Origin of the sequence: Streptomyces sp. NBC_00210 (assembly GCF_045160975.1) — a bacterium.
GTDB lineage: Bacteria > Actinomycetota > Actinomycetes > Streptomycetales > Streptomycetaceae > Streptomyces.
On the sequence record NZ_CP108120.1, the window covers coordinates 3018019 to 3043015 of the forward strand.

Consider the following 24997-nt stretch of genomic DNA (forward strand, 5'->3'; position numbering starts at 1 on the left):
CCCTGCTAGTTCCAGGCGTTGTTCTGGTTCTGGGCGTGGGCACCGTGCTGGCCCATGCCGTACTGCGCGCGCAGGCCCTGCCCGATCTCCGCGCTCTGCGGCGGCATGACCTCGCTCGGCTGCACCAGCGCAAAGCCCTGGCCGAGGAAGCTCAGCTCCCAGCCCTCGCCGGTGTTGCCTCGCCGCCGCCGTACGCCCGAAGAGTGCGTCTGCGCCTGCATCTGCACCCGCAGGGCGGAGGACCAGGCGACGATCGCGTCGGCGTCGACATTGACGTACTTGTCGGGCGTGACCTGCATCATCAGCGGCTGGCCCGAGGTCATCAGCGCGACCTTGCCCCGGCCGGAGATATTGAGCTGGTACTTACCGGATCCGGAGATTCCGTACTGGCTGTCCACCGCGATGACCTCGGTGTGCAGCGTGGAGTCGAGCGCCAGCACATAGGCGCTGTCGACCGTCATGCCGTCCTGGTCGACATCCACTACATGGATGTACTGCGCGAGGTTGGCGAAGTAGACGGTGCCCTGCCCCGAGCAGCGCATCAGGTCCAGGCCCTCGCCGGTGTTGGCGCGGGCCCGCCGCTGGTTGTTCGTCTGGTACTCGCCGTCGAAGTCGACAAGACCCTGGTACGCGACCATGGCGCCCTTGCGGGCGAGGATGTCGTCGTGGCCGGTCAGCGAGACCCGCAGGAGCTGCGGGTTCTGCACGACGTACCGGTCCTGCGACTGCTGTTCCGTGTAGCTGAAAAGCGGACTCTGCATGGTGTGTTCTCGCTCCCCCTCAGTTCCGGATCCGCAGGCGGTCGGTACTGTCCTCGCTCGGCTGTACGACGACGATGCCCTGGCCCGAGAAGGCCATCTGGTAGGCCTCTCCGCTGCCCCGCCCGATCAGCGAGGATGCCTTGAAGCTGCGCTTGCCCTTCACCTTGAGGTTCGGGGACCAGGCGACAAGGGCATCCGGGTCGACGTACGTCTCGTCCTCGCCGCGGCCGCAGTCGACGACGATCGGCGTGCCGCGCGAGGTGAGAGCCACCCAGCCGGTGCCCGAGATCTCGATGTTCCACAGGCCCTGGCCGGCGAACTTGGCCAGGCCCTTGACCCGCTCGACGCCCCACTGCAGGTGCGCGTCGAAGGCCAGCAGATTGGTGCCGTTGACCGAGAGCGAGTCGTTGTTGAGGTTGATGACGACGACATCGGCGCCGTAGTCGGCGAGGTAGAGCAGTCCGTCGCCGGAGCACTTCATGATGGGCGCGCCCTCGCCGGTCACCCACTGGGACGCGATCTGGCGGACGGCGGGCGGGTTCGGCTCGTACTGCACAAAGCCTTCGTAGGCGACCATCGAGCCGGTGCGTGCGAACAGGTCCTGGCCGCCGGCCATGGCCACCTTGAGCATGGCGCGGCCGTGGTTCTCCATCCGGGCCGCGATCGGGGTCGGGGCGAAGCCCGCGAGTTGCTGGTTCATTCTTCGGGCTCCCTCAGACCTCGTACGGCTGGACGACGATGAAGTTCCCGGGAGCACCCCGGAACTGGAGATTGACGGTCTCTCCGCTGTGTCCCGGGTATGCGTTGCGACGCAGCCGGACCTGGCTGGAGAGGATGACCTGGGACGCGGCCGACCAGGCGACGACGGCGTTGCAGTCGGCGAACGTCGTCGGCGTGACCGGCAGGACCACGGGAACGCCGTGGGTCTTCACGACGACCGTGCCGGTGCCGTGGAACATCATCGTGAACAGCGCGCCGCCGGGGATGCCGTGGCCCTCGATCCTGCGCACCTCGTGCTGCAGGGTCTCGTCGAACGCGAGCACGTTCTCGGCGGAGACACAGATGCCGTCGCCCTGCAGCTCGATGGTGTGCAGATGCGCGCCGTTCTCGGCGAGGAAGACCTGGCCGCGGCCGGAGCAGCGCATCAACTGCATCTCCTGGCCGGTGGCGTTGCCGACGATGCGACCGGCGAAACCGGCGCCCTTGTAGCTGAAGTCGACCTTGCCCTGGTACATCACCATGCTGCCCTGGCGGGCCAGGACGGGCGTGCCGCCCATGGTCAGATCGACCCGCATGAGCTGCTGGTTCTGCGGCGTCCAGCGCTGACCGGTGGGGGTCTCGCGGTAGGGCTGGAGGGCGGCCTGCAGACCGGCGCCGGCCTGCGGGACTCCCTGGGGCATGCCGGCGGGCTGCTGCTGTCCGTAGGGGGACGGTGCCTGCTGTCCGTACGGCGAAGGCGCACCCGGCGGGACCTGGCCCGGCAGCTGGCCCGGGACTTGCCCCGGGACCTGGCCGTACTGCGGCTGCTGGGGCGGCTGTCCGTACGGCGAGGGGGCGGGCGGAGGCGGCGGAACGGTGCCGCCCGGCGGGGTCATCGGCGCCGCGATGGTGGGCGCGGCGTGCATCTGCGGGTTGTGCGCAGGAGCGGGCGCCGGGGCCGGAGCAGGCGGTGCGCCGAAGGAGGGCGCGGGCTGGGGGGCCTGAGGCATCTGCGGCGCGGCGGGCGCGCCGAACGCCGGGGGCGCGGTCGCCTGCGGGGGCGGCGCGAACGACGGAGCGGCGCCCTGCGGCTGCTGTGCGGCCGGCTGCTCCTCGGCGACCTCGCCGCCGAAGTTCTTCAGCAGCGCGTCGAGTCCGCCGTCGAAGCCCTGGCCGACGGCGGCGAAGCGCCACACGTCCTTCAGGTAGAAGTCGCCGAGCATCACCGCGCGCTCGGTGCTGAACTCCGAACCGGTGAAGGCGTACCGCACGACCTCTTCGCCGCCCGCGACGATGCGGATGTACCCGGGGCCGACCTGCGACATCTGCCCGGCGCCGTCGATCGTCGCTGTGAACGAGAGCTTGTGGATGTTGGCCGGAATGCGGTCCAGGGTGACACGGAAGGACTCGGTGTCACCGGACTGTGCGCCGAGCAGCTGAACGGACTCCTCAGGCGATTTCGGCTGGTTGAAGAAAATGAAGTACCGGTCGTCCGAAAGCTGCTCGTTGGCGTCGAGTCCGAAGCAGCTGATGTCGAAGGTCAAACCAGGAGCGGCGATCTGCACACCTACGTACAGATCTGTTCCCGGCGTGAGATCACTGATCTTGGCCTTGTGGCCGCGTTGGAATTCCCTGGCCATGCGTAACGACCGTCCCCCATCCCGAAATATGATTACGTCGCGCCAGGCTAACGGCTGAGTGCGACATTGAGCCAAGCCGGTACCCATTCGGTACAGGACCGTCGATCATCACTCTCCGCGCGCGGCGGGAAGGTGAGGCAGCCGGTCGGCGGCGACGACGCCCTCGAGATAGCCCCTGGCCCGCTCGGTACGGGGATACGCCTCCAGCAGCCGCCAGAACCGCGGCCCGTGTCCCGGCACGAGAAGATGGGCCAGCTCATGGACGAGCACATAGTCCACGACGTACTCGGGCATGCCCTGCAGACGGTGCGACAGGCGGATGCTGCCCTCCGCGGGGGTGCAGGAGCCCCAGCGGGTGTTCTGATTCGTCACCCATCGCACGGATGTCGGTCTTGCCCGTCCATCGAAGTACTGGGCGGACAAGCGCTCGGCACGCTCGGTCAGTTCGGCGTCGCCCAGGATGCGCTTGGACTCCTGCGCGGCGAGCTTGTCGAGCATGACGGTGACCCAGCGCCGCTCCTCCGCCTCCGACATCCTGGCGGGAATGAGGACGATGGTCCGGTCACCCTCCCGATAGGCGGAGACCGTTCTGCTGCGCCGGGCGCTCCTGCGGACCTCGACCGCACTCGTCCCCGATCCGCGGGACGGGCGGCTGATCGCGCTGCGCTGTTGACTCCCGGAGCTGTGCGGTGGGGTCTCCCCAGCGAGGCGAGGGGAAGGGTCGACGGACACGCCCCGACGTTACCCGCTGTCAGTGGGGGAAGTCCCGACTCCGGGACGGTTCGAGCATGATCCACTCCATGGCGTGCACCATTTGAACGACTAATACCGGGTGCCTGTGGACAACTTTTCACAGCTGTCGGCGGGACCGTGCATTCTGACAGCAGATCAGTCCGCAGATCTTGCGCAGAGATCCGACAAGACCTTCACAACACTTCGACGGGGGATCGGGGGAACGGGGAAGTGGAAATGCATCCGATGGTGAAGCCTGCCCTGAGGCGGGCATGGCGGGAGCGGCAGACCGTGCAGTTCGGGGTGACTCCTGCGCATGCGGTGGCCGTCGGCCCGGTGGACACGGCGACGGGCTCACTGCTGGAGCTGCTGGACGGCACACGGGGGTTGCCCCTCTTGCGCGAGGAGGCACGGGTGAGAGGTCTGCCCGAGGGACAAGTGGATGCTCTGGTCAAGCGGTTGGCGAATGCCGGACTGCTCGACGATCCGACGGCCGGCGGACCTGCGGCCGATGCGTTACGGAAACGGGCAGGCGCGCTCGACCGGCTGCGCCCCGATCTGGCATCGCTGTCCGTGGTCCATCCGGAACCGGGCGCCGGAATGCAGCGCCTGGCGGCGAGGCGCGCGATGCGCGTCCAGGTCCGGGGCGCCGGCCGGGTGGGTGCGACGGTCGCCGCCGTGCTGTCCGCCTCCGGAGTGGGCCGGGTCGAGGTGCTGGACGGCGGATGTGCGCAGCCGTGGGACGTGGCCCCCGGCGGCCTGCCGCCGGAGGCCGTCGGTGAACGGCGGGACGCGGCAGCACGGCAGCTGGTGCGGCGGTCCGCGCCGGACCGCCCGCCGCGCGCGGCCGAGTCGGCGACGGCATCGGCCGGGGCCGAGCCCGGCCTCTCGCTGGTCGTCGTGGCTCCACGGGACGGGCTTGCGGCCTATGCGCCCGAGCCGGCCGCGGCCGAGGACTGGATCACCACCGGCACACCCCATCTGTATGCGGGAGTTGTCGAAGCCTCAGGCGTGGTGGGCCCGCTGGTGCTGCCCGGCGGCACGGCCTGCGCCGGCTGCCTGGAGCTGCGCCGGGCCGAGCGCGACCCGGGCAGGGCGAGGCTGCTCGCACAGTGGCGCTCGGGCGGCCGTCGCAGCGCGGCTCCGGCCTGCGATATTGCCCTGGCCACTGCGGTGGCTGGGATGACGGCGGCTCACGCGCTGTCGTTTCTCGACGGGGAGCTGCCCGCGAGCACGGGAGTGCGGTGGGAGACATCCCTGCCTCTGCTGGACTGGCGGTCGGAGACGATCACACCGCACCTCGACTGCCTCTGCAGGGCAGCCGGGAAAAGTGAGAGGGGGCACACCTCAGGGTTCGGGCCGTCGCACGAGACAATGGCCGGGTGACCGCCGTCAGTGAGGTAAAGCCATCAGGCGAACGCGGCACGGCTGTCTGGGATTTGGAGGGGCGCATGTCTGATCTTCCCCGGAAGGCGGTCACCCGGACCGCCAAGTTGGCCGCGCTGCCACTGGGCTTCGCCGGCCGTGCCACGTGGGGTCTGGGCAAGCGGATCGGTGGGAAGTCCGCGGAGATAGTGGCGAGAGAGCTGCAACAGCGCACGGCGGAACAGCTCTTCAAGGTCCTCGGTGAGCTCAAGGGCGGTGCGATGAAGTTCGGGCAGGCCATGTCCGTCTTCGAGTCGGCGCTCCCCGAGGAGATCGCGGGCCCCTACCGCGCGGCTCTCACCAAGCTGCAGGACGCGGCGCCCCCGATGCCGACGCGCACGGTCCACGCGGTCCTGACGGAGCGGCTGGGCCAGGAGTGGCGGGAGCTGTTCCTCAACTTCGAGGACAAGCCGTCGGCCGCCGCGTCCATCGGTCAGGTGCACCGGGCGGTGTGGCACGACGGGCGCGAGGTCGCGGTGAAGGTGCAGTACCCGGGGGCGGGGGATGCGCTGCTGTCCGATCTGACGCAGCTCAGCCGGTTCGCCCGACTGCTCGGTCCGCTGATCCCGGGGATGGACATCAAGCCGCTGATCGCCGAGCTCCGCGACCGGGTGTCGGAGGAGTTGGACTACGAGCTGGAGGCGCAGGCACAGCGGGAGCACGCGGCCGAGTTCGCGGACGACCCGGATGTTGTGGTGCCGGACGTGGTCCATCAGTGTGACCAAGTGCTGGTGACCGAGTGGATCGACGGGATCCCGCTGGCCGAGGTGATCGCCGACGGCACGGACGAGCAGCGGGACCGGGCGGGGCAGTTGCTGGCCCGCTTCCTGTTCTCGGGTCCGGCGCGCACGGGGCTGCTGCACGCCGATCCGCACCCGGGGAACTTCCGGCTGCTTCCCGACGAGGACCGCGAGGGCTGGCGGCTCGGGGTGCTGGACTTCGGCACCGTGGACCGGCTGCCCGGTGGGCTGCCGGGGACCATCGGCGACTGTCTGCGGATGACCCTCGAGGGCGAGGCCGAAGCGGTCTACGAGCTGCTGCGCGAGGCGGGCTTCGTCAAGGAGGCCATAAAGCTCGACCCCGACGCCGTGCTCGCGTATCTGCTGCCGATCATCGAGCCCGCGGAGGCCGAGGAGTTCACCTTCACCCGGAGCTGGATGCGCCATCAGGCGGCCCGGATCGCCGATATCCGCTCCCCCGCCCATCAGCTGGGCAAGCAGCTCAATCTGCCGCCCTCGTATCTGCTCATACACCGCGTGACGCTGAGCACGATCGGCGTGCTGTGCCAGCTGAACGCTACGGTGCGGCTGCGCGACGAGCTGGACTCTTGGCTCCCCGGGTTTCTGGCGGACGTCGAGGAGGACGGCGAGGCGGTCGAGGCGCAGGCCTGATCCGGTCAGCGGGACCTGGTCGACGCGTGGCCGTCACCACCAGGCGGAGTCGAGCCTGCCCTCGATCGCTCTGATGTTGGCGCGTGCGCAGTCGTCGCAGAAGTAGTGACGAGTGCCGTTCTCCACGGAGCAGGTCCAGGTGGGCGGTGGTCCCTCGGCGACGGCGCCGCAGTGGGAACACACGATGCTCTCGGCACCCGGCTGCGCAGGGTGAGGAGTCTGCTGCTGGTCCACCTCGTGACGATAACCCCGCAGGGGACCGGCCGCAGGGACAACGCACCGGGACAACGCACCGCGGGGGCCGGTCCGTTCGGACCGGCCCCCGCGGGTCTGCTTCTGCTTCTGCTGTCAGTGCATGTGTGCGGTCAGTGCATGACCGCCATGGCCAGTGCGCGGCGGGCGCGCATCGAGACACGCTCGGCGCGGCGCTGCATCTTCCGGGCGGCGATCAGGCGCACGGCCTGGCGTTCCGCGTTGGCTTCGCGCAGGCGCTCGTGCATATGCGCACGTGCCATGGCTTCTGGGATGAGTTGCATCTCACGGGTCCTGTTCTGACGCGAGGCGTTCGCGCCGGTGGTGGTGACGTCTGAGGTCGCGGAGCCGGACGGCTCGCTCATGGAAGGGGTCATTGGGGCCAGCTTCTGGGGATCGTGCGTGACGGGTCGGTCGATGGTTCCGATGGCGTTCATGCCGCGACCGGGTTCTTACGCGGGCGACCACGCGGCCGCTTGCGGGCGACGACCACGCCCTGGACGAAGAGCTCGCCGCCCCAGACGCCCCACGGCTCACGCCGCTCCTTGGCGCCCGCGAGGCAGGCCTCCATCAGCGGGCAGGTGCGGCAGAGGGACTTGGCGTACTCGACATCGGCCGGGGACTCGGCGAAGAAGACCTCCGGGTCGTAGGCACGGCAGGGGACGGGTACGCCGAGGTTCTCGATGGCGTCGTCGAGCGCGGTCAGCGCAGTGAGCGGAGTCAAGGTGGAGTCCTCCGTGAGGGCGGGCGGGGGAATGGTCTCGGAAGGCGGTACGGACGGGGCGTGCGCTTCGAGTTGCACGGTGGTCTTTCCTCGTCTGGTCGGTCCGGCTTGTTGGCCGGGTGTCGGCTGGTACCGGGTGCTTCTTGTCCCGAGGCCCCTTCGCTCTGGCATCCCCGTTCGGGGAAAACAGAAGGGCCGCGGATCCCGGGTGGGGTTCCGCGGCCCTGAAGGCGCCGGCCTGATCTGGATCAGGCTGGATCACTCCAGGGTTCGAGCCCACGGAAGGCCCACATCGTGTGGTGCTGCGTCTGCTGCTTCTTGGTGCCGGCACTGGCCGCCGCAAAGGCATAGGCCCGAGCCTTTGCCGCTGCTACTGCTGCTTCCAGTGCCTTGGTCTGTCGCTCATTGCGCTCCAGGACGGGGAGTCCGCCCAGACCGGAGACCGGACGCACGGCGGAGATGCCGGACACACCGGTACCGTTGAGCGCCGCGGAGAAGCCGAGCGAGCAGGCGGAGACGACCGAGCGATCGGTCATTTTGTCGGTGCTGGTGAAGCGGGTCTTGATGCTGATCACTGGAATCGCCTCCTCTCGGCGTCTCGAGGACCGGCCGGGGCCGATCACGCGTATTCGGATAAGTACAGCACGAGGACAGGGCTTCAGAGAAGTCGCTGTTCCCGTGGTTAAGAACCTATGGGGCGTGCTGGGGCGGGCGCAAACTATTTTCTCGACGAGTTTGTATCAGTCCTCTTCGTCGGCACCCTCAAGCTCCTGACCTGCACAGATGGCGAGCACATCGGCGCCGAAACGCTCCAGCTTGCGCCCGCCGACGCCGGAGATCCCGGCCAGCTCGCCCTCGTCACCCGGCACGGCCTCGGCGATCGCCATCAGGGTCTTGTCGGTGAACACGCAGTACGCGGGCTGGCCCAGCTCCTTCGCCTGGTCCGAGCGCCACTCGCGAAGCCGCTCGTACAGCGCCTCGTCCATGTCGGAGGGGCAGTCCTCGCACCGCATCAGTTTCATCTCACCCGCATCGGTGAGCGTCTTGCCGCACACCCGGCACAGCACAGGGCTGCGCCGCTTGCGGCGGCCGCCGCTGCCGCGCTCGACGCCGCCCGCGCCACGCGCGCCACCCGCGCCGCGTGCACCGGGGGCCACGGAACCCGGTCGCATCCCGTTCAAGAAGCGGGTGGGGCGGCGGGAGGCGCGGCCGCCCGGTGAGCGGGACAGCGCCCAGGACAGGGACAGATGGAGCCTCGCCCGGGTGACGCCGACATAGAGCAGCCGCCGCTCCTCCTCGACCTGCCCCTCGGTCTTGGCGTAGGTGATCGGCATCATGCCTTCGGTGAGCCCGACCAGGAACACGGCGTCCCACTCCAGGCCCTTGGCCGAGTGGAGCGAGGCGAGCGTGACGCCCTGAACGGTGGGGGCGTGCTGAGCCGCGGCGCGCTCGTCCAGCTCGGTCACCAGATCGGCGAGGGTCGCGCCCGGCTTGGCCCGGGCGTAGTCCTCGGCGAGGCGGACCAGCGCGGCCAGCGACTCCCAGCGATCGCGCACCGCCCCGGAACCGGCGGGCGGCTCGGTGGTCCAGCCCTTCGTCGAAAGCACGGCCCGGACCTGGGCGGGGAGGTCCTCGGCGTCGTCGAGCAGCGAGTCGTTGCCCCCAGCCCGGGCCGCGCCGCGCAGGGCGACGCCGGCCTCCCGCACCTCCTGGCGCTCGAAGAAACGCTCGGCGCCGCGCAGCTGGTAGGGGACTCCGGCGTCGGCGAGCGCCTGCTCATAGACCTCCGACTGGGCGTTGACCCGGTACAGCACGGCGATCTCACCGGCCGGGACGCCCGCGGCGATCAGGTCGCGGATACGGCGGGCCGTGCCCTCGGCCTCGGCCGGCTCGTCCGCGTACTCGGTGTAGGCGGGCTCCGGGCCGGCCTCCCGCTGCGAGATCAGTTCGAGGCGATGCTCGGCGGCCCGGCCGTGGGCCTGGCTCAGCAGGCCGTTGGCGAGATGGACGACCTGCGGGGTGGAGCGGTAGTCGCGGACCAGTTTGACAACGGTCGCGTCGGGGTGGCGGGTGCGGAAGTTCAGCAGATGGTCGGGGGTGGCTCCGGTGAAGGAGTAGATCGTCTGGCTGGCGTCGCCGACCACGCAGAGGCTGTCCCGGTCTCCCAGCCACAGCTCAAGGAGCCGCTGCTGGAGGGGGCTCACGTCCTGGTACTCGTCCACCACGAAGTGCTGGTACTGGCGGCGGATCTGATCGGCGATGTCATGCCGGTCCTGGAGGATCCCGACCGTCAGCAGCAGAACGTCCTCGAAGTCGATGCCTGAGCGGTCGCGTTTGAGCTGTTCGTACATCCCGTAGATCTGGCTGATTTCCGCCGGGTCTCGCGGGGCGTCGCGGTGCGACTTGGCGACCGCGGCCGGGTAGTCGGCGGGCACGGTCTGGGTGACCTTGGCCCACTCGATCTCGCTGGTGACGTCCCGCAGCTCATTGCGGTCGAGCCGGACGCGGCAGCGGGCGGCGGACTCGGCGACCAGCTGGATCTTGCGGTCGAGCAGCCGGGGCAGCTCACCGCCGACCGCTTTCGGCCAGAAATACTGGAGCTGGCGAAGCGCGGCCGAGTGGAAGGTCCTGGCCTGGACGCCGCCGGCGCCGAGTTGGCGGAGCCGGCCGCGCATCTCGCCCGCGGCGCGGTTGGTGAAGGTGACGGCCAGCACACTGGAGGGCTGGACGATGCCCGCGCGCACGCCGTACGCGATGCGGTGGGTGATCGCGCGCGTCTTGCCCGTGCCGGCACCTGCCAGCACGCACACCGGACCGTGCAGGGCGGTCGCCACTTCGCGCTGCTCGGGGTCGAGCCCGTCGAGCACCGCGTCCGCCGACTCGGGGACCTGCGGGAAAAGGGAGGAGTGCGTTGCTGCTGTCACACCGCCATGCTGCCAGGTCCCGGGAGGTGGCTGGGGCCGTTGTCCACAGGGGGGCGGGGGCAGTCGTACTAATGCGGGAATGGTGGCCAGTTCGCGTACGTTCACCTACTCGGTGCGCACAAGCGAACACGTATCGAGCACACCCGATGACACAGCGAGACGAGACCGAGGAGCGAGAGAGACGATGCAGGGCACTGTGACGATGTACAGCACCACGTGGTGCGGCTACTGCCGTCGGCTGAAGAGCCAGATGGACCGGGAGGGCATCACGTACGTCGAGATCAACATCGAGCAGGACCCCGACTCCGCGGCATTCGTCGAGAAGGCCAACGGGGGCAACCAGACCGTGCCGACCGTGCTCTTCGCGGACGGTTCGACGCTGACCAACCCCTCGTTGGCCCAGGTCAAGCAGAAGATCGGCGTCTGAGCGACAGCTCAGCAATCACCGAGCTCAACAATCACCGACAGCTCAGCGATCACCGGTTGCTCAGCGATCGCCGAGCAGTCGCTAAGCGACATCTCCGGGCTTCGGCAGCGGCTTGCCGTACCAGAGCTCGATGAGGCGGGCCGCAATCGAGATCCCGAAGGGAGGCAGCACCTCCCCGGACTCGAATGCGGCCCGCAGCTCGTCCCGGGAGAACCAGCGCGCCTCGTGGATCTCCTCGCCGTCGACATTGATCTCGGAGGACCCCGAGGGATCGGTCCGCGCCAGGAAGCCGAGCATCAGGCTCGACGGGAAGGGCCAGGGCTGGCTGGCGACGTAATCGACCTCGCCGACGCTGACTCCCGCCTCCTCGAAGACCTCCCGGCGCACCGACTGCTCGATCGACTCGCCCGGCTCGACGAAGCCCGCGAGCGTGGAGAAGCGCCCTTCCGGCCAGTGCAACTGGCGGCCCAGCAGCGCGCGGTCGTCCTCGTCGGTGACGAGCATGATCACGGCGGGGTCGGTACGGGGGTAGTGCTCGGCGCCGCACGCCTGGCAGCGGCGGATGTGACCCGCGGCCGCGATGACGGTGCGCTCGCCGCAGCGCGAGCAGAAGCGGTGCAACCGCTGCCAGTTCTCCAGCGCGACGGCGTGCACCAGCAGGCCCGCGTCGCGCGGGCCGAGCAGCAGTCCGGCCTCGCGCAGCCCCGCGGGACGCGCGGACTGGTCGATACGGCCGGGGAGGGCATCCTTCTGGAGCGCGAAGTACCGCACACCGTCCTCGTCGGTGCCCAGGAAGTAGCGGTGGGTCTCGGTGACAGGGGCCTCGAAGGCGGGCGTCATGACGAGCTCGGTGCGGCCGTCGGGGGTGTCGTCGACCAGCGCCTGACCGCCGGAGACCACGAAGACCCGGGTCGTCGGGTGGCTCCACGCCGCCGCCAGCCAGGCCTCATCGAGGCGGTGGTGTGCCTCGCGGTCGATGCCGCTCGGCGCGGTGAGACCGATCGGGCGGTCTGGGACGGCGTAGCTGTTGGTGCTCACGGTACTTCCAACTCCCCCGGGTGGATTGGGTGTCAGTTCAGCGACGTTCGGCTCAGGGCGGCGGCGAGGTCGCCCCACAGGTGTGCGGTCGTCTCCACGCCCTTGAGGAGGAGGTCGATCTCGACCTTCTCGTTGGGCGCGTGCCAGCCGTCGGACGGTACGGAGATGCCCAGGAACAGCACGGGCGCCTCAAGGACGTCCTGCAGGTCCGCGGCGGGGCCTGAGCCGCCCTCGCGGGTGAAACGGATCTTCTGCCCGTCGAAGGCCCGGCCCATGGCCCGTACGACCGACTGCAGGGCGGGGTGGTCGAGCGGCGTCAGGCAGGGGCGGGTCGAGGCGCCGAAGGTCAGTTCGTGGCGGATGCCGGCGGGAATCCTGGCTGCGACCCAGGTGCGGACGGCCTCTTCGACACGGTCCGGGTCCTGGCCTGCCACCAGCCGGAAGGAGAGCTTCAGCCGGGCCGACGACGGAATGATCGTCTTGCCGCCGAGGCCTTGGTAGCCGCCGCCGATGCCGTTCAGCTCGGCGGTCGGGCGGGCCCAGACGCGCTCCAGCGTGGAGTACCCGGCCTCGCCGAGCGTGCCGTGCGACTTGGCGGTGTTCAGCCAGGACGCCTCGTCGAAGGGGAGCTCCGCGAACAACTCGCGCTCTGCGTCGGTCAGCGGCGTGATGCCGTCGTAGAAGCCGGGGATGGTGACCTGCTCGTCGGCGTCGTGCAGCGCGGCGACGAGACGGGCGGCGACGGTGGCCGGGTTGGGGACCGCGCCGCCGAAGGAGCCGGAGTGGATGTCCTGGTCGGGGCCGTACAGCTCGATCTCGCAGTCGGCGACGCCGCGCATGCCGGTGCAGACGGTGGGAGTCGTCTCGGACCACATGCCGGTGTCCGAGACGATCACGGCGTCGGCGGCGAGCCGGGAGGCGTTCGCCTCGACGAGGGCGCGGAAGTTCGGCGAGCCCGACTCCTCCTCGCCCTCGATCAGCAACTTGAGGTTGACCGCGGGCGCGGTGCGGCCGGTGGCGGCGAGGTGGGCCCGTACACCCAGGGTGTGGAAGAAGACCTGGCCCTTGTCGTCCGACGCGCCACGGGCGTAGATCCTGCCGTCGACGGTCTGCGGCTCGAACGGGTCGGTGTGCCAGCCGTCCTCGCGGGCGGCGGGCTGGACGTCGTGATGGCCGTAGACCACAACGGTGGGTGCGTCCGGGTCGCCGGAGTGCCACTCGGCGAAGACCGCGGGGGCGCCGGGCGTGGGCCAGACCTCGATGACCGGGAAGCCGGTCTCCTTGAGCTTGGCCGCGAGCCAGTCGGCGCTGCGCCGTACGTCCGCCGCGTGGTCGGGCTGTGCCGATACGGACGGAATGCGCAGCCAGTCGGCAAGGTCGTCGAGGAAGGCTGCGCGGTGCCGCTCTATGTACGTACGGACGGCGCTGTCCGGGGTGTCGCTCATGCACTTGAGCCTAACGGGCGCCGGTGGGTGTCTCGTCGGCCGTCTCGCCCAGCAGGATGCGCTCGAGCTCGGCGCGCCCCGGGAGAGCGTCGGGGCGCACGATCTCCCCACTGCGTACGTAGACGAACGCTGCGTTGACGGCTTCAAGGGGCAGGTCGTGCTGCTCGGCCCAGGCGAGACGGTAGATGGCGAGCTGGAGAGGGTCGGCGGTAAGGGTGCGGCTGGTCTTCCAGTCGACGATTTCGTGCGTGTACGGGGCGCCCTGTGAGGGGTCGGTCAGATAGACCGCGTCGATGCGGCCCCGGATCACTCGGCCCGCGAGGGTGATCTGGAACGGAGACTCCACACGGAACGGGGTACGGCGGGCGTACGGGGTGCGCTCGAACGCCTCCTTGAGCGCGGCCAGGTCGCGCTCGTCGGCGATCTCGGGGTCGTCCTCGTCGCCCCCCGGGAGCTCGTCCGGGCCGAGCATCGGAAGCGGCAGTTCCTCGAACCGCGACTCCACCCAGGCGTGGAACCGGGTGCCCCGGCGGGCGGCGGGGTGCGGGGGGCGGGGCATGGGGCGGGCCAGCTCCTGGGCGAAGCCGTCGGGGTCGGCGGCGAGGCGCATGAGCTGGGAGGCGGAGAGGGAGGGGGGAAGGGGGACGTCGCGGACGGAGGCGCGGGTGCGGTGGAGCTCGCGCGTGAGGGCGGTGAGGTCGCGGTCCCAGGAGGCGATCGTGCGCGCGTCTTCGGGGGTGGGGGGTTGTTCCCCCGACCCGCCGGTTCCCGAAACCGGGGCTTCGCCCCGGACCGCTGGAGACTCGCGGCGCTGGTGCGGGAGGTCGACCGGCTCGTCGTCGTCCCACGGCGTCCAGTCGATGTCCTCAAGGTCCTCCGGCTCGCCCAGGGCCTCGGGCTCGTCCAGGTCCTCGGGCTCGCCCAGGTTCCCCGGCTCGCCCAGGTCCTCCACTTCGTCCGGCGCCCCGAAGTCCCCCCGGTCCTCCGGTTCATCCACGCCGTCCGGGGTCTGCGAAAGCGCGTCCAGGTAGGACAGCACCGTGTTCGCCGCCTCGCGGCGGCGCGACAGCGATGTGGGGTCCAGTGGGAGCGGCCAGGCCTGCTCGCCCCTCGTCTTGTGAAGGGACGGGTTCTCCGCGTCCTCGTCCGGTTCCGGGGCCCAGCATTCGATCTCGCCGAAGCCCTCCGCGCAGTGGTCGTACAGCGCCTGCAGGAACTCCGAAGGGCCCCGGCGGCGCTTCTGGGTCGGGCCCCACCAGTGGGCCGAGCCCAGGAGCAGGGAGCGGGGGCGGGTGAAGGTGACGTAGCCGAGGCGCAGTTCCTCCGTGTGCTGGTGGGCCTTCATGGCGTCCTTGAAGGACTTCAGACCTTTCGCGTCCCAGGACGGGATGTCCGGGAGCGTGACCGCGTCGCCCCGCAGCGCGTGCGGCAGGACCTTGGACTGGGAGGTCCAGGCCTCGCGTGCCTGGTCGTTCGGGAAGTGCTTGGCGACCAGTCCGGGAACCGCCACGACGTCCCACTCCAGCCCCTTGGACTTGTGCGCCGTCAGGACTTTGACCGTGTTCTCGCCGCCCGGCAGGGCGTTGTCCAGGCCCTTCTCGTACTGCGCGGCCGTACGCAGGAAGCCGAGGAACGCGAGCAGCGTGGCCTCCCCGTCGAGCGCCGCGAAACCGGCCGCTGTGTCCAGGAAGTTGGCGAGGGTCTCGCGGCGGCGGGCGGCCAGCGCGTGCGGGGACGCGGAGAGTTCGACCTCAAGGCCGGTGGTGGCAAGGACGCGATGCAGGACGTCCATGAGGGGGTCGGCCAGGGAGCGGCGCAGGTCGCGCAGTTCCGCGGCGAGGCGGGCGAAGCGGACCCGTGCCTCCGCTGAGAAGGGCAGGTCGTCGTCATCGCCGCCCGCCGACTCCAGGAACGTGTCCAGCGCGTCGGCGAGCGAGATGACCTCCGCCGGGTCGATGCCTTCGACCGCCGCGGCCAGTCGCTCGTCGGGGTCCGTCCCGTCGGACGCCTCGCGGTGGACGAGCAGCCGGGCCCGGCGGCCCAGCAGCGCCAGGTCGCGCGGGCCGATCCGCCAGCGCGGTCCGGTGAGCAGACGTACGAGGCAGGCGTTGGCACCCGGGTCCTGCAGGACCTCGCACATCGCGACCAGGTCGGCGACCTCGGGGAGGTGGAGCAGTCCGGAGAGGCCGACGACCTCGACCGGGATGTCCCTGGCGACCAGCGCGCCCTGGATCTCGGGGAAGTCGCCGGCCGTACGGCACAGGACCGCGATCTCGCCGGGCTCCTTGCCCGTACGCACCAGATGGGCGATCGAGTCGGCGAGCCACTCGATCTCCTCGGTGTGGGTGGGCAGGAGTGCGATGCGGACGATGCCGTCGCGCTCGGCACCGGGGGCGGGGCGCAGCGCCTCGACGCCCTCGTGCATGGCCCGCAGCGGGGCGGCCAGGCCGTTGGCGAGGTGCAGCAGCCGGCCCCCGCTGCGGCGGTTCTCGCTCAGCGAGAAGCGGGTGGCGGGGCGGCCGTCGGAGTACGGGAAGTGCGCCGGGAAATCGTCGAGATTGGCGACGGAGGCCCCTCGCCAGCCGTAGATGGCCTGGCAGGGGTCGCCGACCGCGGTCACGGCATGGCCGGTGCCCTGCCCGAACAGGCCGGACAGAAGCAGCCGTTGGGCCACCGACGTGTCCTGGTACTCGTCGAGCAGGACCACCCGGAACTCGTCCCGCAGGATCGATCCGACCTCCGGCCTGGTGAGCGCCAGCTCGGCCGAGAGCGCGATCTGGTCGCCGAAGTCGAGAAGGTCGCGGGCGCGCTTCGCCTCGCGGTAACGGATGGTGAGATCGAGCAGTTCGCGGCGGGCCGCGGCCGCCTCGGGGACCTTGCGCAGCTCGGCGTTGCTGAGCCGGGCGCTCTCCAGGGTGTGCAGCAGTTCCGCGTCGTACGCAGCGAGCTGCTTGGGGCGTACGAGATGCTCCGCGAGCTCCGCGTCGAGCGCCAGCAGGTCGCTGACCAGGGACGGAAAGGATCTGGTGAGCGAGGGATACGGGCCCGGTGCCTCGCGCAGCACGCGCGCGGCGAGCTGATAGCGGGTGGCGTCGGCGAGCAGGCGGGCGGTCGGCTCCAGGCCTATCCGAAGGCCGTGGTCGGTGAGGAGCTGTCCGGCGAAGGCGTGGTACGTCGAGATGCGGGGCTCGCCCGGCGGGTTGTCGGGGTCGATGACGTCGGGGTCCGTCACCCCGGCCCGTACGAGCGCCGTGCGGACGCGCTCGGCGAGCTCGCCGGCCGCCTTGTTGGTGAAGGTGAGGCCGAGGACCTGCTCGGGTGCGACCTGGCCGGTCCCGACGAGCCACACCACCCGCGCGGCCATCACCGTCGTCTTCCCCGACCCGGCTCCGGCCACGATGACCTGCGGGGCGGGCGGCGCGGTGACGCAGGCCGTCTGCTCCGGGGTGAAGGGGATCCCGAGAAGCTCCTTGAGCTGCTCGGGATCGGTGATGCGTGGGGTCACCTCAGTGAGGCTAGTGGGGACCACTGACAGCGAGGACCCCCACGGGCCTCGGCCGAGCCGGGTGGGACCCCCGCCGGGCCGGGTGGCCAGGCCGGGCCTTCGGCCGAGTCAGGCGCTGGTGCCGCCGAACGCATTGCCCAGGTCCAGGTCCAGGGCCGCGACCGCCGCCGCGTCCGTGCTCAGGTCCTGAAGGTCGACGATCTCGTCGGCCGGCGGAGCGACTGCCTTGACCGGCTTGTTGTACTCGGAGAAGACGATCGTGCCGGGCTCGTCCCCGCCGGTCTTCACGACCTTGAGCAGATAGGGCTCGCCCTCCTTCGCCACGAACAAGGTCGTCGACTTGCCGCCGGCCTTCTTCTTCACCAGGGTCGCCGCGGGCCTGCCGTCGACCTCGGCGTCGGGGCCCCTGGTCATGCCCCGGCGATCCGACTTGTCCTTGTCAATGCCGTCGAGCATGGCCCTGAGGTTGCAGACCCCGTCCATGTCACCCGCAGTGCCCGCCGGCACCTTCAGCCAGCGGCCTTTCAGCAGGGAGGTGAGTCCCTTGGCCTCGGCGCCGAGCGCGGCATCCCAGAACTTCGCGTCGCCCTTCATGTAGAGCACTTTGTTGACCTGGAGGAGCTCGGCCCTGCCGCCCTTCATCCCGAGCTTGCCGGTACAGGCGCCCTTGGTGTCCACGGCGAAGTCGATGGTGAGGGGTTCGCCGTCGCTCACGACCCGGCCCGCCATCCTGATGGATGCGGCCTCCTTGGTGGCCGCGACCGCCTTGTCGGCGATCTGGTCGGCGCCCAGGCCGCCGAACGGGTCATCCGATGCCTTCGTCGTCGCGGCGGCCACCGCGTCCTTCTTCTCGACGCTGCCCTCGGCCTTGAGTTCACCGCCGGTGGAGCAACCTGCAAGGCCGGCGGCCGTGGCTGCCCAGACCACGGCCGTGACCAGGAACTTCCGCTTGGCCGCCATGTGTCTCTCCTCGTGGATCACGTGGTTTGCCGAACGGCCCTCGTGATCTGCCTCACAGCGCCGCCTATTCCACTATCTGGCGGCCTTCGGGCTGTGCGCTGCACGAAGCACGGAACGAGCAGTGGGTGCAGTGCGCTCCAGAGGTCGGGGTGAACCGTTCGTCGAGGACGCGGCCGGCGGCGGTGGCGAGCAGTTCGCCGACCCACTCCCCCGCGAGCGGCTCCTGCGCCTGGATCTTGGGGAGCGCTTCGCCGCCCTCCTTCTTGGCGGCGGCCTGGCGCAGCTGTACGAGTTCGGCGCCGCCGGGCTCGGGACGGCGGCCGTCGAAGGCCTCGTCGAGCGCGCCCTCGCGGACGGCGAGCTGGTAGACGGCGAGTTGAGGGTGGCGGGCGACCTCGTCGCGGGTCGGGGTCTGCTTGCCGGTCTTGAAGTCGACGACATACGCACGGCCTTCGGCGTCCCGCTCGACGCGGTCCATGGAGCCGCGGATGCGTACCTCGTACTCACCCGCCTCCAGCGTCACGTCGAAGTCGTGCTCGGTCGCGGCGGGGACACGGCCGCCGCGGTCCATGACGTGCCACCGCAGGAAGCGTTCGAGCGCCACGCGCGCGTGCGCCTTCTCCTGCTGCGACTTCCATGGGGCGTCGAAGACGAGCGCGTCCCAGACGGAGTCCAGGCGCTCCATGAGTACGGCCAGGTCGGCGGGGGTCTGTCCGGAAGCGACCTCGTCCGCGAGCACATGGACGACGTTGCCGAAGCCCTGGGCGGCGGTGGCAGGGGCGTCCGCCTTCACTTCGCGCCCCAGGAACCACTGGAGGGCACAGGTGTTGGCGAGTTGGTCCAGTGCGCTGCCGGACAGGGTGACGGGCTGGTTCCGGTCCCGCAGGGGCAGCCGACTGTGGGTGGGCTCGTAAAGGCCCCACCAGCGGTAGGGGTGTGCGGCGGGCACGAGCGGCTGGCCGTCGTCGTCGATGAGCGCGGCGAGGCGGGCGAGGCGGCGGGCGGCGGCGTCGCGCAGCTCGGGTGTCGCCTGCGGGTCCACGGTGGTGGCGCGCAGTTCGGCGACGAGCGCGGCGACGGCGAGGGGGCGGCGGGGGCGGCCGGTGACGTCCTTGGGCTCGACGCCGAGTTCGGTGAGGAAGCGGGAGGGCTGATCGCCGTCGTCGGCCGGAGCCTTGACGGCGGTGACGACCAGGCGGTCACGGGCGCGGGTCGCCGCGACGTAGAAGAGCCGGCGTTCCTCGGCGAGGAGGGCGCCGGGAGTGAGCGGTTCGGCGAGGCCGTCGCGGCCGATGCGGTCGGCCTCCAGGAGGGAGCCGCGCCGGCGCAGGTCGGGCCAGAGACCCTCCTGTACGCCGGCGACGACGACGAGGCGCCATTCGAGGCCCTTGGAGCGGTGGGCGGTCATCAGGCGTACCGCGTCGGTGCGGACGGCTCTCTTGGAGAGGGTGTCGGCGGCGATGTCCTGGGCCTCGATCTCCTCGATGAAGTTGAGGGCGCCGCGGCCGCCGGTTCGTTCTTCGGCGCGGGCGGCGGTGTCGAAGAGGGCGCAGACGGCGTCGAGGTCGCGGTCCGCGTTGCGGCCGGCCGCGCCGCCGCGGAGGGCGGCGCGCTCGAGGCGCTGCGGCCATGGGGTGCCGTCCCAGAGCTCCCACAGGGCCTCTTCGGCCGTGCCGCCGCCTTCCAGGAGCTCGCGCGCCTTGCGCAGGAGCGCGCCGAGCCGCTGCGCGCCGCGGGCGTACGCGGGGTCGTGCGCGACGAGCCGTTCGGGCTCGGCGAGTGCGCGGGCGAGCAGCTGGTCGGAGGGCGCGGGGACGCGGTTGCCGCCGGCGCGCTCCTCGTCGCGGAGGGCGCGGCCGAGGCGGCGGAGGTCGGCGGCGTCCATGCCGCCGAGGGGGGAGGTGAGGAGGGTGAGGGCGTTCTCGGTGCTGAGCCAGGTGTTGCTCCCCTCCCCGGCCCCTTCCCGCACCTGGAGGGCGGGCCCCCCAGACCCTTCGGGGGCTTCGTCCTGCGGCCCCGCCTCGCGCGTCGTACTCCCTTCCGTCGCCGCCTCCGCCACCGCGCGGAGCGCCGTCAGCAGCGGGGTCACCGCCGGTTCGTGGCGCAGGGGCACGTCGTCGCCGTCGATCGCCAGGGGGACGCCTGCCGAGGTGAGGGCCCGGCGGACCGCGGGGATGGTGCGGCCGCCGGCGCGGACCAGGACGGCCATGTCGTGCCAGGGGACGCCCTCCTCCAGGTGGGCCCGGCGCAGGATGTCCGCGATGTTGTCGAGTTCCGTGGAGGCCGTCGGAAAGGTGTACGTCTCGACCCTGCCGCTCTCCCGGATCGCGGACAGTTCCCGGTGCGCCCGGGCCTTCTCCGTGGGAAGGCGGGGCAGCGGCATCCTGCGGGTCAGCAGACGGGTCGCGGCCAGCAGGTCCGATCCGCTGCGGCGGGATGTCGTCAGGACCGCCACCCCCGCGGGCCTTCCGTCCCCGTGCCGGAAGGCGTCGGGGAAGTCGAGGATGCCGTTCACGTCCGCGCCGCGGAAGGCGTAGATCGACTGGTCCGGGTCGCCGAAGGCGACCAGCGTCCGGCCCCTCCCCGCCAGGGCGTGGAGCAGCCGCACCTGTGCCGGGTCGGTGTCCTGGTACTCGTCCACGAACACCGCGTCGTAGGGGAAGCCGTACTGCAGACGCTCCGCCAGCAGGACCGCCCGGTGCACCAGCTCCGCGTAGTCCAGCACCCCCTGCATGTCCAGGACGTCCAGATACTCCGCGAGGAACGTCGCGGCCGCCCCCCAGTCGGGGCGACCGGTGCGGGCCGCGAAGCGGGCCAGGGAGTCCGGGCCCAGGCCCAGCTCGCGGCTCCGGGCGAGCACCGCCCGTACCTCGTCGGCGAAGCCACGCGTCGTCAGGCACGCCCGCAGCTCGTCCGGCCATTGGTTGCGCGCCAGTCCCTCCGACTCCAGGTCGAGCTGACCCGCCAGCAACTCGCGCACGGCGACGTCCTGCTCGGGACCCGACAGCAGCCGCAACGGCTCCGAGAAAAGGTCGGCGTCCTGGTGAGCGCGCACCAGCGCGTAACAGAAAGAGTGAAAGGTCGTCGCCTGCGGCCCCCGCGCCCCGCCCAGCCGAAGCGCCATCCGGTCGCGCAGCTCCACCGCCGCCTTGCGGCTGAAGGTGAGCACCAGGATGCGTTCCGGATCCGCCCCCTTGGCCACCCGCGCGGCCACCGCCTCCACCAGCGTGGTGGTCTTCCCGGTGCCCGGACCTGCCAGCACGAGCAGCGGCCCATGATCGTGGTCAACCACCGCGCGCTGAGTTGCGTCCAGGAGAGGGGGATCCCCCGGTCCCGGCGGGGTACGCACCAGTCGGTACGCGCCGGGGGTCCTCCCCCTACGCCCCTGCGGGCGTGACGGGACCCCCTGCCGTACCTGTTGCCGGTACGGCGTACGCCCGGAGGTGGAGGAGGAGCTCACGTGGATCGCCGGTCCTGGTGGGTGTGCTGGTGGTGATGGAGCGGTTCGTGCCGCGCGCTGGAGACGCTACGCCAGCGCCCGGCAGGGACGCAGTGAGTCTGTCGCGCACTCCGCGTGCTCCTGGTAATCCGTACGGTCCCCGGAGCACCCGCGCCGCCGTCGTTTGGCGGAAGCTGTCATATGTGAGCGCTGTCGTCCCCGGGACCGTCGCCCTCGACCGCACCCTCGCCGCCGTCCCATCGCGCGTGCTTCATGTCGATGCGCGGCACATGGCCTTCGGAGCTGCGTGCGGCCGGGCGCAGGGGCGTCCCCTCCGCGCGGTACTGCGCGAGGGCGCTCAGCTCATGGCCGGGCAGCAGCGTGCCGTCCGCACGCACGACGCGCCACCAGGGCACCCCGCCGCCGTACAGCGCCATCACGCGGCCGACCTGGCGCGGGCCTCCCTCGTCCAGCCACTCGGCGACGTCCCCGTACGTCATCACCCGGCCAGGCGGGATCAGCTCGGTGACCTCGAGCACCCGCTCCGCGTACTCCGGCAGCTCTTCCATCCGGCCCATCCTGCCGCACGCCACCGACAACGCCCCGGCCTGCGGACCCGGCGCACACAGTGGACCGCAGGAAGCAAAGGGGCGTATCTTACGCACCTTGCGCCCCCTCGATGCACCCTGATGCACCCCTCTGTCTTCCGGTCGTGCCACCATCATGCGGGCGGTGACTGGTGATACGAGATCAAGAAGAGACCGAGACGGCGAAGGAGCAGGGCGTGCAGCCTCAGCAGGCGGCAAGCACCCCTGAGGCCGAGTCGCACCCGGACGCGCCCTCCCCCGTAGCCTCGGAAGGAAGGCAGCACGAGCACCAGCCCAAGCCAGCAGAGGAAACCGACGTGGGCAGCGTCGACCGGGTCTCGGGGGACGAGCCGCTGCTCGCCGCCCGCGTCCACCGCCCCTCCGATCTGCTGCGCCTCCTCATCGGCATCCTCGCGATCGCCGTCGTGCTCGCCATCGCCGCCTTCGCGCACGGCACCACCTCCGGCCTCGAACAGGACATCAACAAGGGCACCGGCCAGGCGCCCGACCTGCTGGTCAAGATCGCCGGTCTGGTCTCCAGCATCGCCGTGCTGCTCGTCCCGGTCGCCTTCGCGATCGAGCGGCTGATCAAGCGGGACGGCCTGCGTATCGCGGACGGCGTCCTCGCCGCCGTGCTTGCGCACGGCGTCACCCTCGCCACCGACCTCTGGGTCGCCCGGGCCGCGCCCAGCACCCTCCAGGAGGCGCTGACCCAGACCCAGACGGGCGGCGGCCTCACCGATCCCGTGCACGGCTATCTCGCACCCGTCATCGCCTATATGACGGCCGTCGGCATGGCCCGCAGACCGAGATGGCGCGTGGTCCTGTGGGTGGTGCTGCTGCTCGACGCCTTCGCGATGCTGGTCGCCGGGTACACCACTCCGTTCTCGATCATCCTCACCGTGCTGCTCGGCTGGACCGTGGCGTACGGCACGCTGTACGCCGTCGGCTCGCCGAACGTACGCCCCACCGGCCAGACCCTGTTGGCCGGTCTGCGCCATGTCGGCTTCCGCCCGGTCACCGCCATGCGCGCCGAGGACGTCCCCGACTCGGCCGAGCAGGGCGACCGCGGCCGCCGCTATCTGGTCACGCTGGAGGAGGGCTCGCCCCTCGATGTCACGGTCGTCGACCGCGAGCAGCAGGCGCAGGGCTTCTTCTACCGGGTATGGCGCCGGCTGACGCTGCGCTCCATCACCACGCGCCGCTCCATCCAGTCGCTGCGCCAGGCCCTGGAGCAGGAGGCGCTGCTCGCCTACGCGGCGATCGCCGCCGGGGCCAACGCCCCCAAACTGATCGCCACCTCCGAGCTCGGTCCGGACGCCGTGATGCTGGTGTACGAGCACCTGGGCGGCCGTTCCCTGGACTCCCTGGCGGACGACGAGGTCACCGACGACGTGGTGCGCGGGGCCTGGCAGCAGGTGAAGGCGCTCCAGTCGAGACGTATCGCGCACCGGCGGCTGACCGGCGACGCGATTCTGGTGGATCGTTCCGGCAAGGTGATCCTCACGGACCTGCGCGGCGGCGAGATCGCGGCGGGCGACGTGGTGCTGCGTATGGACATCGCCCAGCTGCTCACCACGATCGGCCTGCGGGTGGGCGCCGAGCGAGCGGTCGCCACCGCGGTCGAGGTGCTCGGTCCCGACCAGGTCGCCGACTGCCTGCCCCTGCTGCAGCCGATCGCGCTCAGCCGCTCGACCCGGGCGACGCTGCGCAAGCTCGCCCGCGAGCGGTCCCAGCGCGAGCGGGAGGCGGTGCTCGCGGCGTCCGAAGCCGCCAAGCAGGCCCGTACGGAAGGGGCCGACGCCGACCCCAAGTCCGCGCGCAAGACGGAGCGCGCGGAGAAGCAGGCCGACAAGAAGGCCATGGACGAGGCCATGGACGAGGCGCGCGAGGAGGATCTGCTCTCCCAGATCCGCCGCCAGATGCTGCTGATCAGGCCGCAGGCCCCGGTCGAGCCGGTCCGTCTCGAACGGATCAGGCCGCGTACGCTCGTCAGCTTCATCGCGGGCGCGGTCGCCGCGTACTTCCTGCTCTCGCAGCTCGCCGGAATCGACTTCGGCACCGTGTTCGGCCGGGCCCACTGGGGGTGGGTGGCCGCCGCGGTCGCCTTCTCCGCGCTCAGCTACTTCGCGGCGGCGATGAGCCTGCTGGGCTTCGTGCCGGAGCGGGTGGCCTTCCTGCGGACCGTCGTCGCGCAGGTCGCCGGTTCCTTCGTCAAGATCGTCGCCCCGGCGGCGGTCGGGGGCGTCGCGCTGAACACCCGCTTCCTGCAGCGCTCGGGCGTACGGCCCGGGCTCGCGGTGGCCAGCGTCGGCGCCTCCCAGCTCTTCGGCCTCGGCGCGCACATCCTGCTGCTGCTCTCCTTCGGCTATCTGACCGGTACGGAGAAGACCGCGTCGCTCACCCCGTCGAGGACGGTGATCGCGGGGCTGCTGACGGTCGCCGTGCTGGTGCTGGTGGTGACCGCGATCCCGTTCCTGCGCAAGTTCGTCTCGACGCGGCTGCGTTCGCTGTTCGCCGGGGTCGTGCCGCGCATGCTCGACGTACTGCAGCGGCCGATGAAGCTGCTCACCGGCATCGGCGGGATGCTGCTGCTGACCGGTGTGTTCGTGATGTGTCTGGACGCGTCGATCCGGGCCTTCGACAACGGCAACCAGCCGCTCAGCTACGCGAGCATCGCTGTGGTGTTCCTGGCGGGCAACGCGCTGGGCTCGGCGGCGCCGACGCCGGGCGGTGTGGGCGCGGTCGAGGGTGCGCTCACCTTCGGTCTGATCGTGGCCGGGGTGCCGAAGGAGGTCGCGGCGCCGGCGGTGCTGCTGTACCGGATGATGACGCTGTGGCTGCCGGTGCTGCCGGGGTGGTTCGCGTTCAACCACCTGACGCGCAAGGGCGCGCTGTAGTGCCGGGGTCGTCCGGCGGCCGCTTTGTCCTCAATCGCCGGACGGGCTTGATTTTGCGCGGGCAGTCCGGCTGACCGGCCGTCCTCAAACGCCGGACAGGCTTGAATTCGCTCGGGCGGTCCCACTGACCGGCCGTCCTCAAACGCCC

19 protein-coding genes are annotated in these 24997 nt (G+C 70.9%); 4 read left to right on the forward strand and 15 right to left on the reverse strand.

What is annotated here, in order from left to right; translation table 11 throughout:
* Positions 1 to 5: 5 nt before the first annotated feature.
* The 4 genes from OG729_RS13505 to OG729_RS13520 form a co-directional block, all read right to left on the reverse strand.
* Positions 6 to 761 (reverse strand): AIM24 family protein, encoded by a 756-nt coding sequence (locus OG729_RS13505; RefSeq protein WP_360873498.1) that lies wholly within the window; start codon positions 759 to 761, stop codon positions 6 to 8.
* 19 nt (positions 762 to 780) lie between these two features.
* Positions 781 to 1461, reverse strand: coding sequence for an AIM24 family protein (locus OG729_RS13510; protein WP_360873501.1), 681 nt, complete (start codon positions 1459 to 1461; stop codon positions 781 to 783).
* 13 nt (positions 1462 to 1474) lie between these two features.
* Positions 1475 to 3100 (reverse strand): TerD family protein, encoded by a 1626-nt coding sequence (locus tag OG729_RS13515; RefSeq protein WP_405806220.1) that lies wholly within the window; start codon positions 3098 to 3100, stop codon positions 1475 to 1477.
* Between the two features lie 108 nt (positions 3101 to 3208).
* Entirely contained in the window at positions 3209 to 3832 is a 624-nt protein-coding gene (locus OG729_RS13520) for a M48 family metallopeptidase (RefSeq protein ID WP_360873507.1), read from the reverse strand.
* A 237-nt stretch (positions 3833 to 4069) separates the two neighbouring features.
* On the opposite strand from OG729_RS13520, the gene OG729_RS13525 reads away from it, so the two are divergent.
* Together OG729_RS13525 and OG729_RS13530 are read left to right on the forward strand one after the other, a co-directional pair.
* Entirely contained in the window at positions 4070 to 5218 is a 1149-nt protein-coding gene (locus tag OG729_RS13525) for a ThiF family adenylyltransferase (RefSeq protein WP_360873509.1), read from the forward strand.
* Positions 5219 to 5283: 65 nt separating this feature from the next.
* Positions 5284 to 6648 (forward strand): ABC1 kinase family protein, encoded by a 1365-nt coding sequence (locus OG729_RS13530; RefSeq protein ID WP_405806222.1) that lies wholly within the window; start codon positions 5284 to 5286, stop codon positions 6646 to 6648.
* Between the two features lie 33 nt (positions 6649 to 6681).
* On the opposite strand, the gene OG729_RS13535 is transcribed toward OG729_RS13530, so the two are convergent.
* From OG729_RS13535 to OG729_RS13555, 5 genes are all read right to left on the reverse strand, one after another.
* A complete protein-coding gene (locus tag OG729_RS13535) occupies positions 6682 to 6882 on the reverse strand; it encodes a hypothetical protein (RefSeq protein ID WP_307661257.1) in 201 nt (66 codons plus the stop codon).
* Positions 6883 to 7013: 131 nt separating this feature from the next.
* A complete protein-coding gene (locus OG729_RS13540; RefSeq protein ID WP_405806225.1) occupies positions 7014 to 7337 on the reverse strand; it encodes a hypothetical protein in 324 nt (107 codons plus the stop codon).
* Complete coding sequence (locus OG729_RS13545) at positions 7334 to 7702, reverse strand: WhiB family transcriptional regulator (protein ID WP_360873518.1); 369 nt, start codon at positions 7700 to 7702, stop codon at positions 7334 to 7336. The genes OG729_RS13540 and OG729_RS13545 overlap by 4 nt, the downstream gene beginning before the upstream one ends.
* Before the next feature lie 170 nt (positions 7703 to 7872).
* Positions 7873 to 8199 (reverse strand): hypothetical protein, encoded by a 327-nt coding sequence (locus OG729_RS13550; protein WP_405806226.1) that lies wholly within the window; start codon positions 8197 to 8199, stop codon positions 7873 to 7875.
* 165 nt (positions 8200 to 8364) lie between these two features.
* Positions 8365 to 10548 carry an ATP-dependent DNA helicase UvrD2 gene (locus OG729_RS13555; RefSeq protein ID WP_405806228.1) on the reverse strand — a complete coding sequence of 728 codons (2184 nt, stop codon included), beginning with the start codon at positions 10546 to 10548 and terminating at the stop codon, positions 8365 to 8367.
* A 184-nt stretch (positions 10549 to 10732) separates the two neighbouring features.
* Between OG729_RS13555 and OG729_RS13560 the strand changes: the two genes are divergently transcribed.
* Positions 10733 to 10975: a mycoredoxin gene (locus OG729_RS13560; protein WP_404724215.1), complete on the forward strand. Its 243-nt coding sequence runs from the start codon at positions 10733 to 10735 to the stop codon at positions 10973 to 10975.
* A gap of 81 nt (positions 10976 to 11056) precedes the next feature.
* Here the strand turns inward: OG729_RS13560 and nudC are convergent, their stop codons facing one another.
* The 6 genes from nudC to OG729_RS13590 all read right to left on the reverse strand — a co-directional run bounded on the left by nudC (position 11057) and on the right by OG729_RS13590 (position 21931).
* Positions 11057 to 12013: an NAD(+) diphosphatase gene (gene nudC / locus OG729_RS13565; RefSeq protein ID WP_405806230.1), complete on the reverse strand. Its 957-nt coding sequence runs from the start codon at positions 12011 to 12013 to the stop codon at positions 11057 to 11059.
* A 32-nt stretch (positions 12014 to 12045) separates the two neighbouring features.
* Positions 12046 to 13458: a dipeptidase gene (locus tag OG729_RS13570; RefSeq protein WP_360873532.1), complete on the reverse strand. Its 1413-nt coding sequence runs from the start codon at positions 13456 to 13458 to the stop codon at positions 12046 to 12048.
* Between the two features lie 10 nt (positions 13459 to 13468).
* Positions 13469 to 16963, reverse strand: a complete 3495-nt coding sequence (locus OG729_RS13575) for a UvrD-helicase domain-containing protein (RefSeq protein WP_405806231.1) — start codon at positions 16961 to 16963, stop codon at positions 13469 to 13471.
* 108 nt (positions 16964 to 17071) lie between these two features.
* Positions 17072 to 17923 carry a hypothetical protein gene (locus OG729_RS13580; protein WP_360873538.1) on the reverse strand — a complete coding sequence of 284 codons (852 nt, stop codon included), beginning with the start codon at positions 17921 to 17923 and terminating at the stop codon, positions 17072 to 17074.
* 64 nt (positions 17924 to 17987) lie between these two features.
* Positions 17988 to 21383 (reverse strand): ATP-dependent helicase, encoded by a 3396-nt coding sequence (locus OG729_RS13585; RefSeq protein WP_405806232.1) that lies wholly within the window; start codon positions 21381 to 21383, stop codon positions 17988 to 17990.
* 176 nt (positions 21384 to 21559) lie between these two features.
* Positions 21560 to 21931, reverse strand: a complete 372-nt coding sequence (locus tag OG729_RS13590; protein ID WP_360873544.1) for an MGMT family protein — start codon at positions 21929 to 21931, stop codon at positions 21560 to 21562.
* 215 nt (positions 21932 to 22146) lie between these two features.
* Between OG729_RS13590 and OG729_RS13595 the strand changes: the two genes are divergently transcribed.
* A complete protein-coding gene (locus tag OG729_RS13595) occupies positions 22147 to 24849 on the forward strand; it encodes a lysylphosphatidylglycerol synthase domain-containing protein (protein ID WP_360873547.1) in 2703 nt (900 codons plus the stop codon).
* Positions 24850 to 24997 lie beyond the last annotated feature (148 nt).

Coding starts and splice junctions, on each gene's coding strand:
- OG729_RS13505 (WP_360873498.1), bottom strand. CDS start 761: ATGCAGAGTCCGCTTTTCAGCTACACGGAACAGCAGTCGCAGGACCGG.
- OG729_RS13510 (WP_360873501.1), bottom strand. CDS start 1,461: ATGAACCAGCAACTCGCGGGCTTCGCCCCGACCCCGATCGCGGCCCGG.
- OG729_RS13515 (WP_405806220.1), bottom strand. CDS start 3,100: ATGGCCAGGGAATTCCAACGCGGCCACAAGGCCAAGATCAGTGATCTC.
- OG729_RS13525 (WP_360873509.1), top strand. CDS start 4,070: ATGCATCCGATGGTGAAGCCTGCCCTGAGGCGGGCATGGCGGGAGCGG.
- OG729_RS13530 (WP_405806222.1), top strand. CDS start 5,284: ATGTCTGATCTTCCCCGGAAGGCGGTCACCCGGACCGCCAAGTTGGCC.
- OG729_RS13540 (WP_405806225.1), bottom strand. CDS start 7,337: ATGAACGCCATCGGAACCATCGACCGACCCGTCACGCACGATCCCCAG.
- OG729_RS13560 (WP_404724215.1), top strand. CDS start 10,733: ATGCAGGGCACTGTGACGATGTACAGCACCACGTGGTGCGGCTACTGC.
- OG729_RS13570 (WP_360873532.1), bottom strand. CDS start 13,458: ATGAGCGACACCCCGGACAGCGCCGTCCGTACGTACATAGAGCGGCAC.
- OG729_RS13580 (WP_360873538.1), bottom strand. CDS start 17,923: ATGGCGGCCAAGCGGAAGTTCCTGGTCACGGCCGTGGTCTGGGCAGCC.
- OG729_RS13590 (WP_360873544.1), bottom strand. CDS start 21,931: ATGGAAGAGCTGCCGGAGTACGCGGAGCGGGTGCTCGAGGTCACCGAG.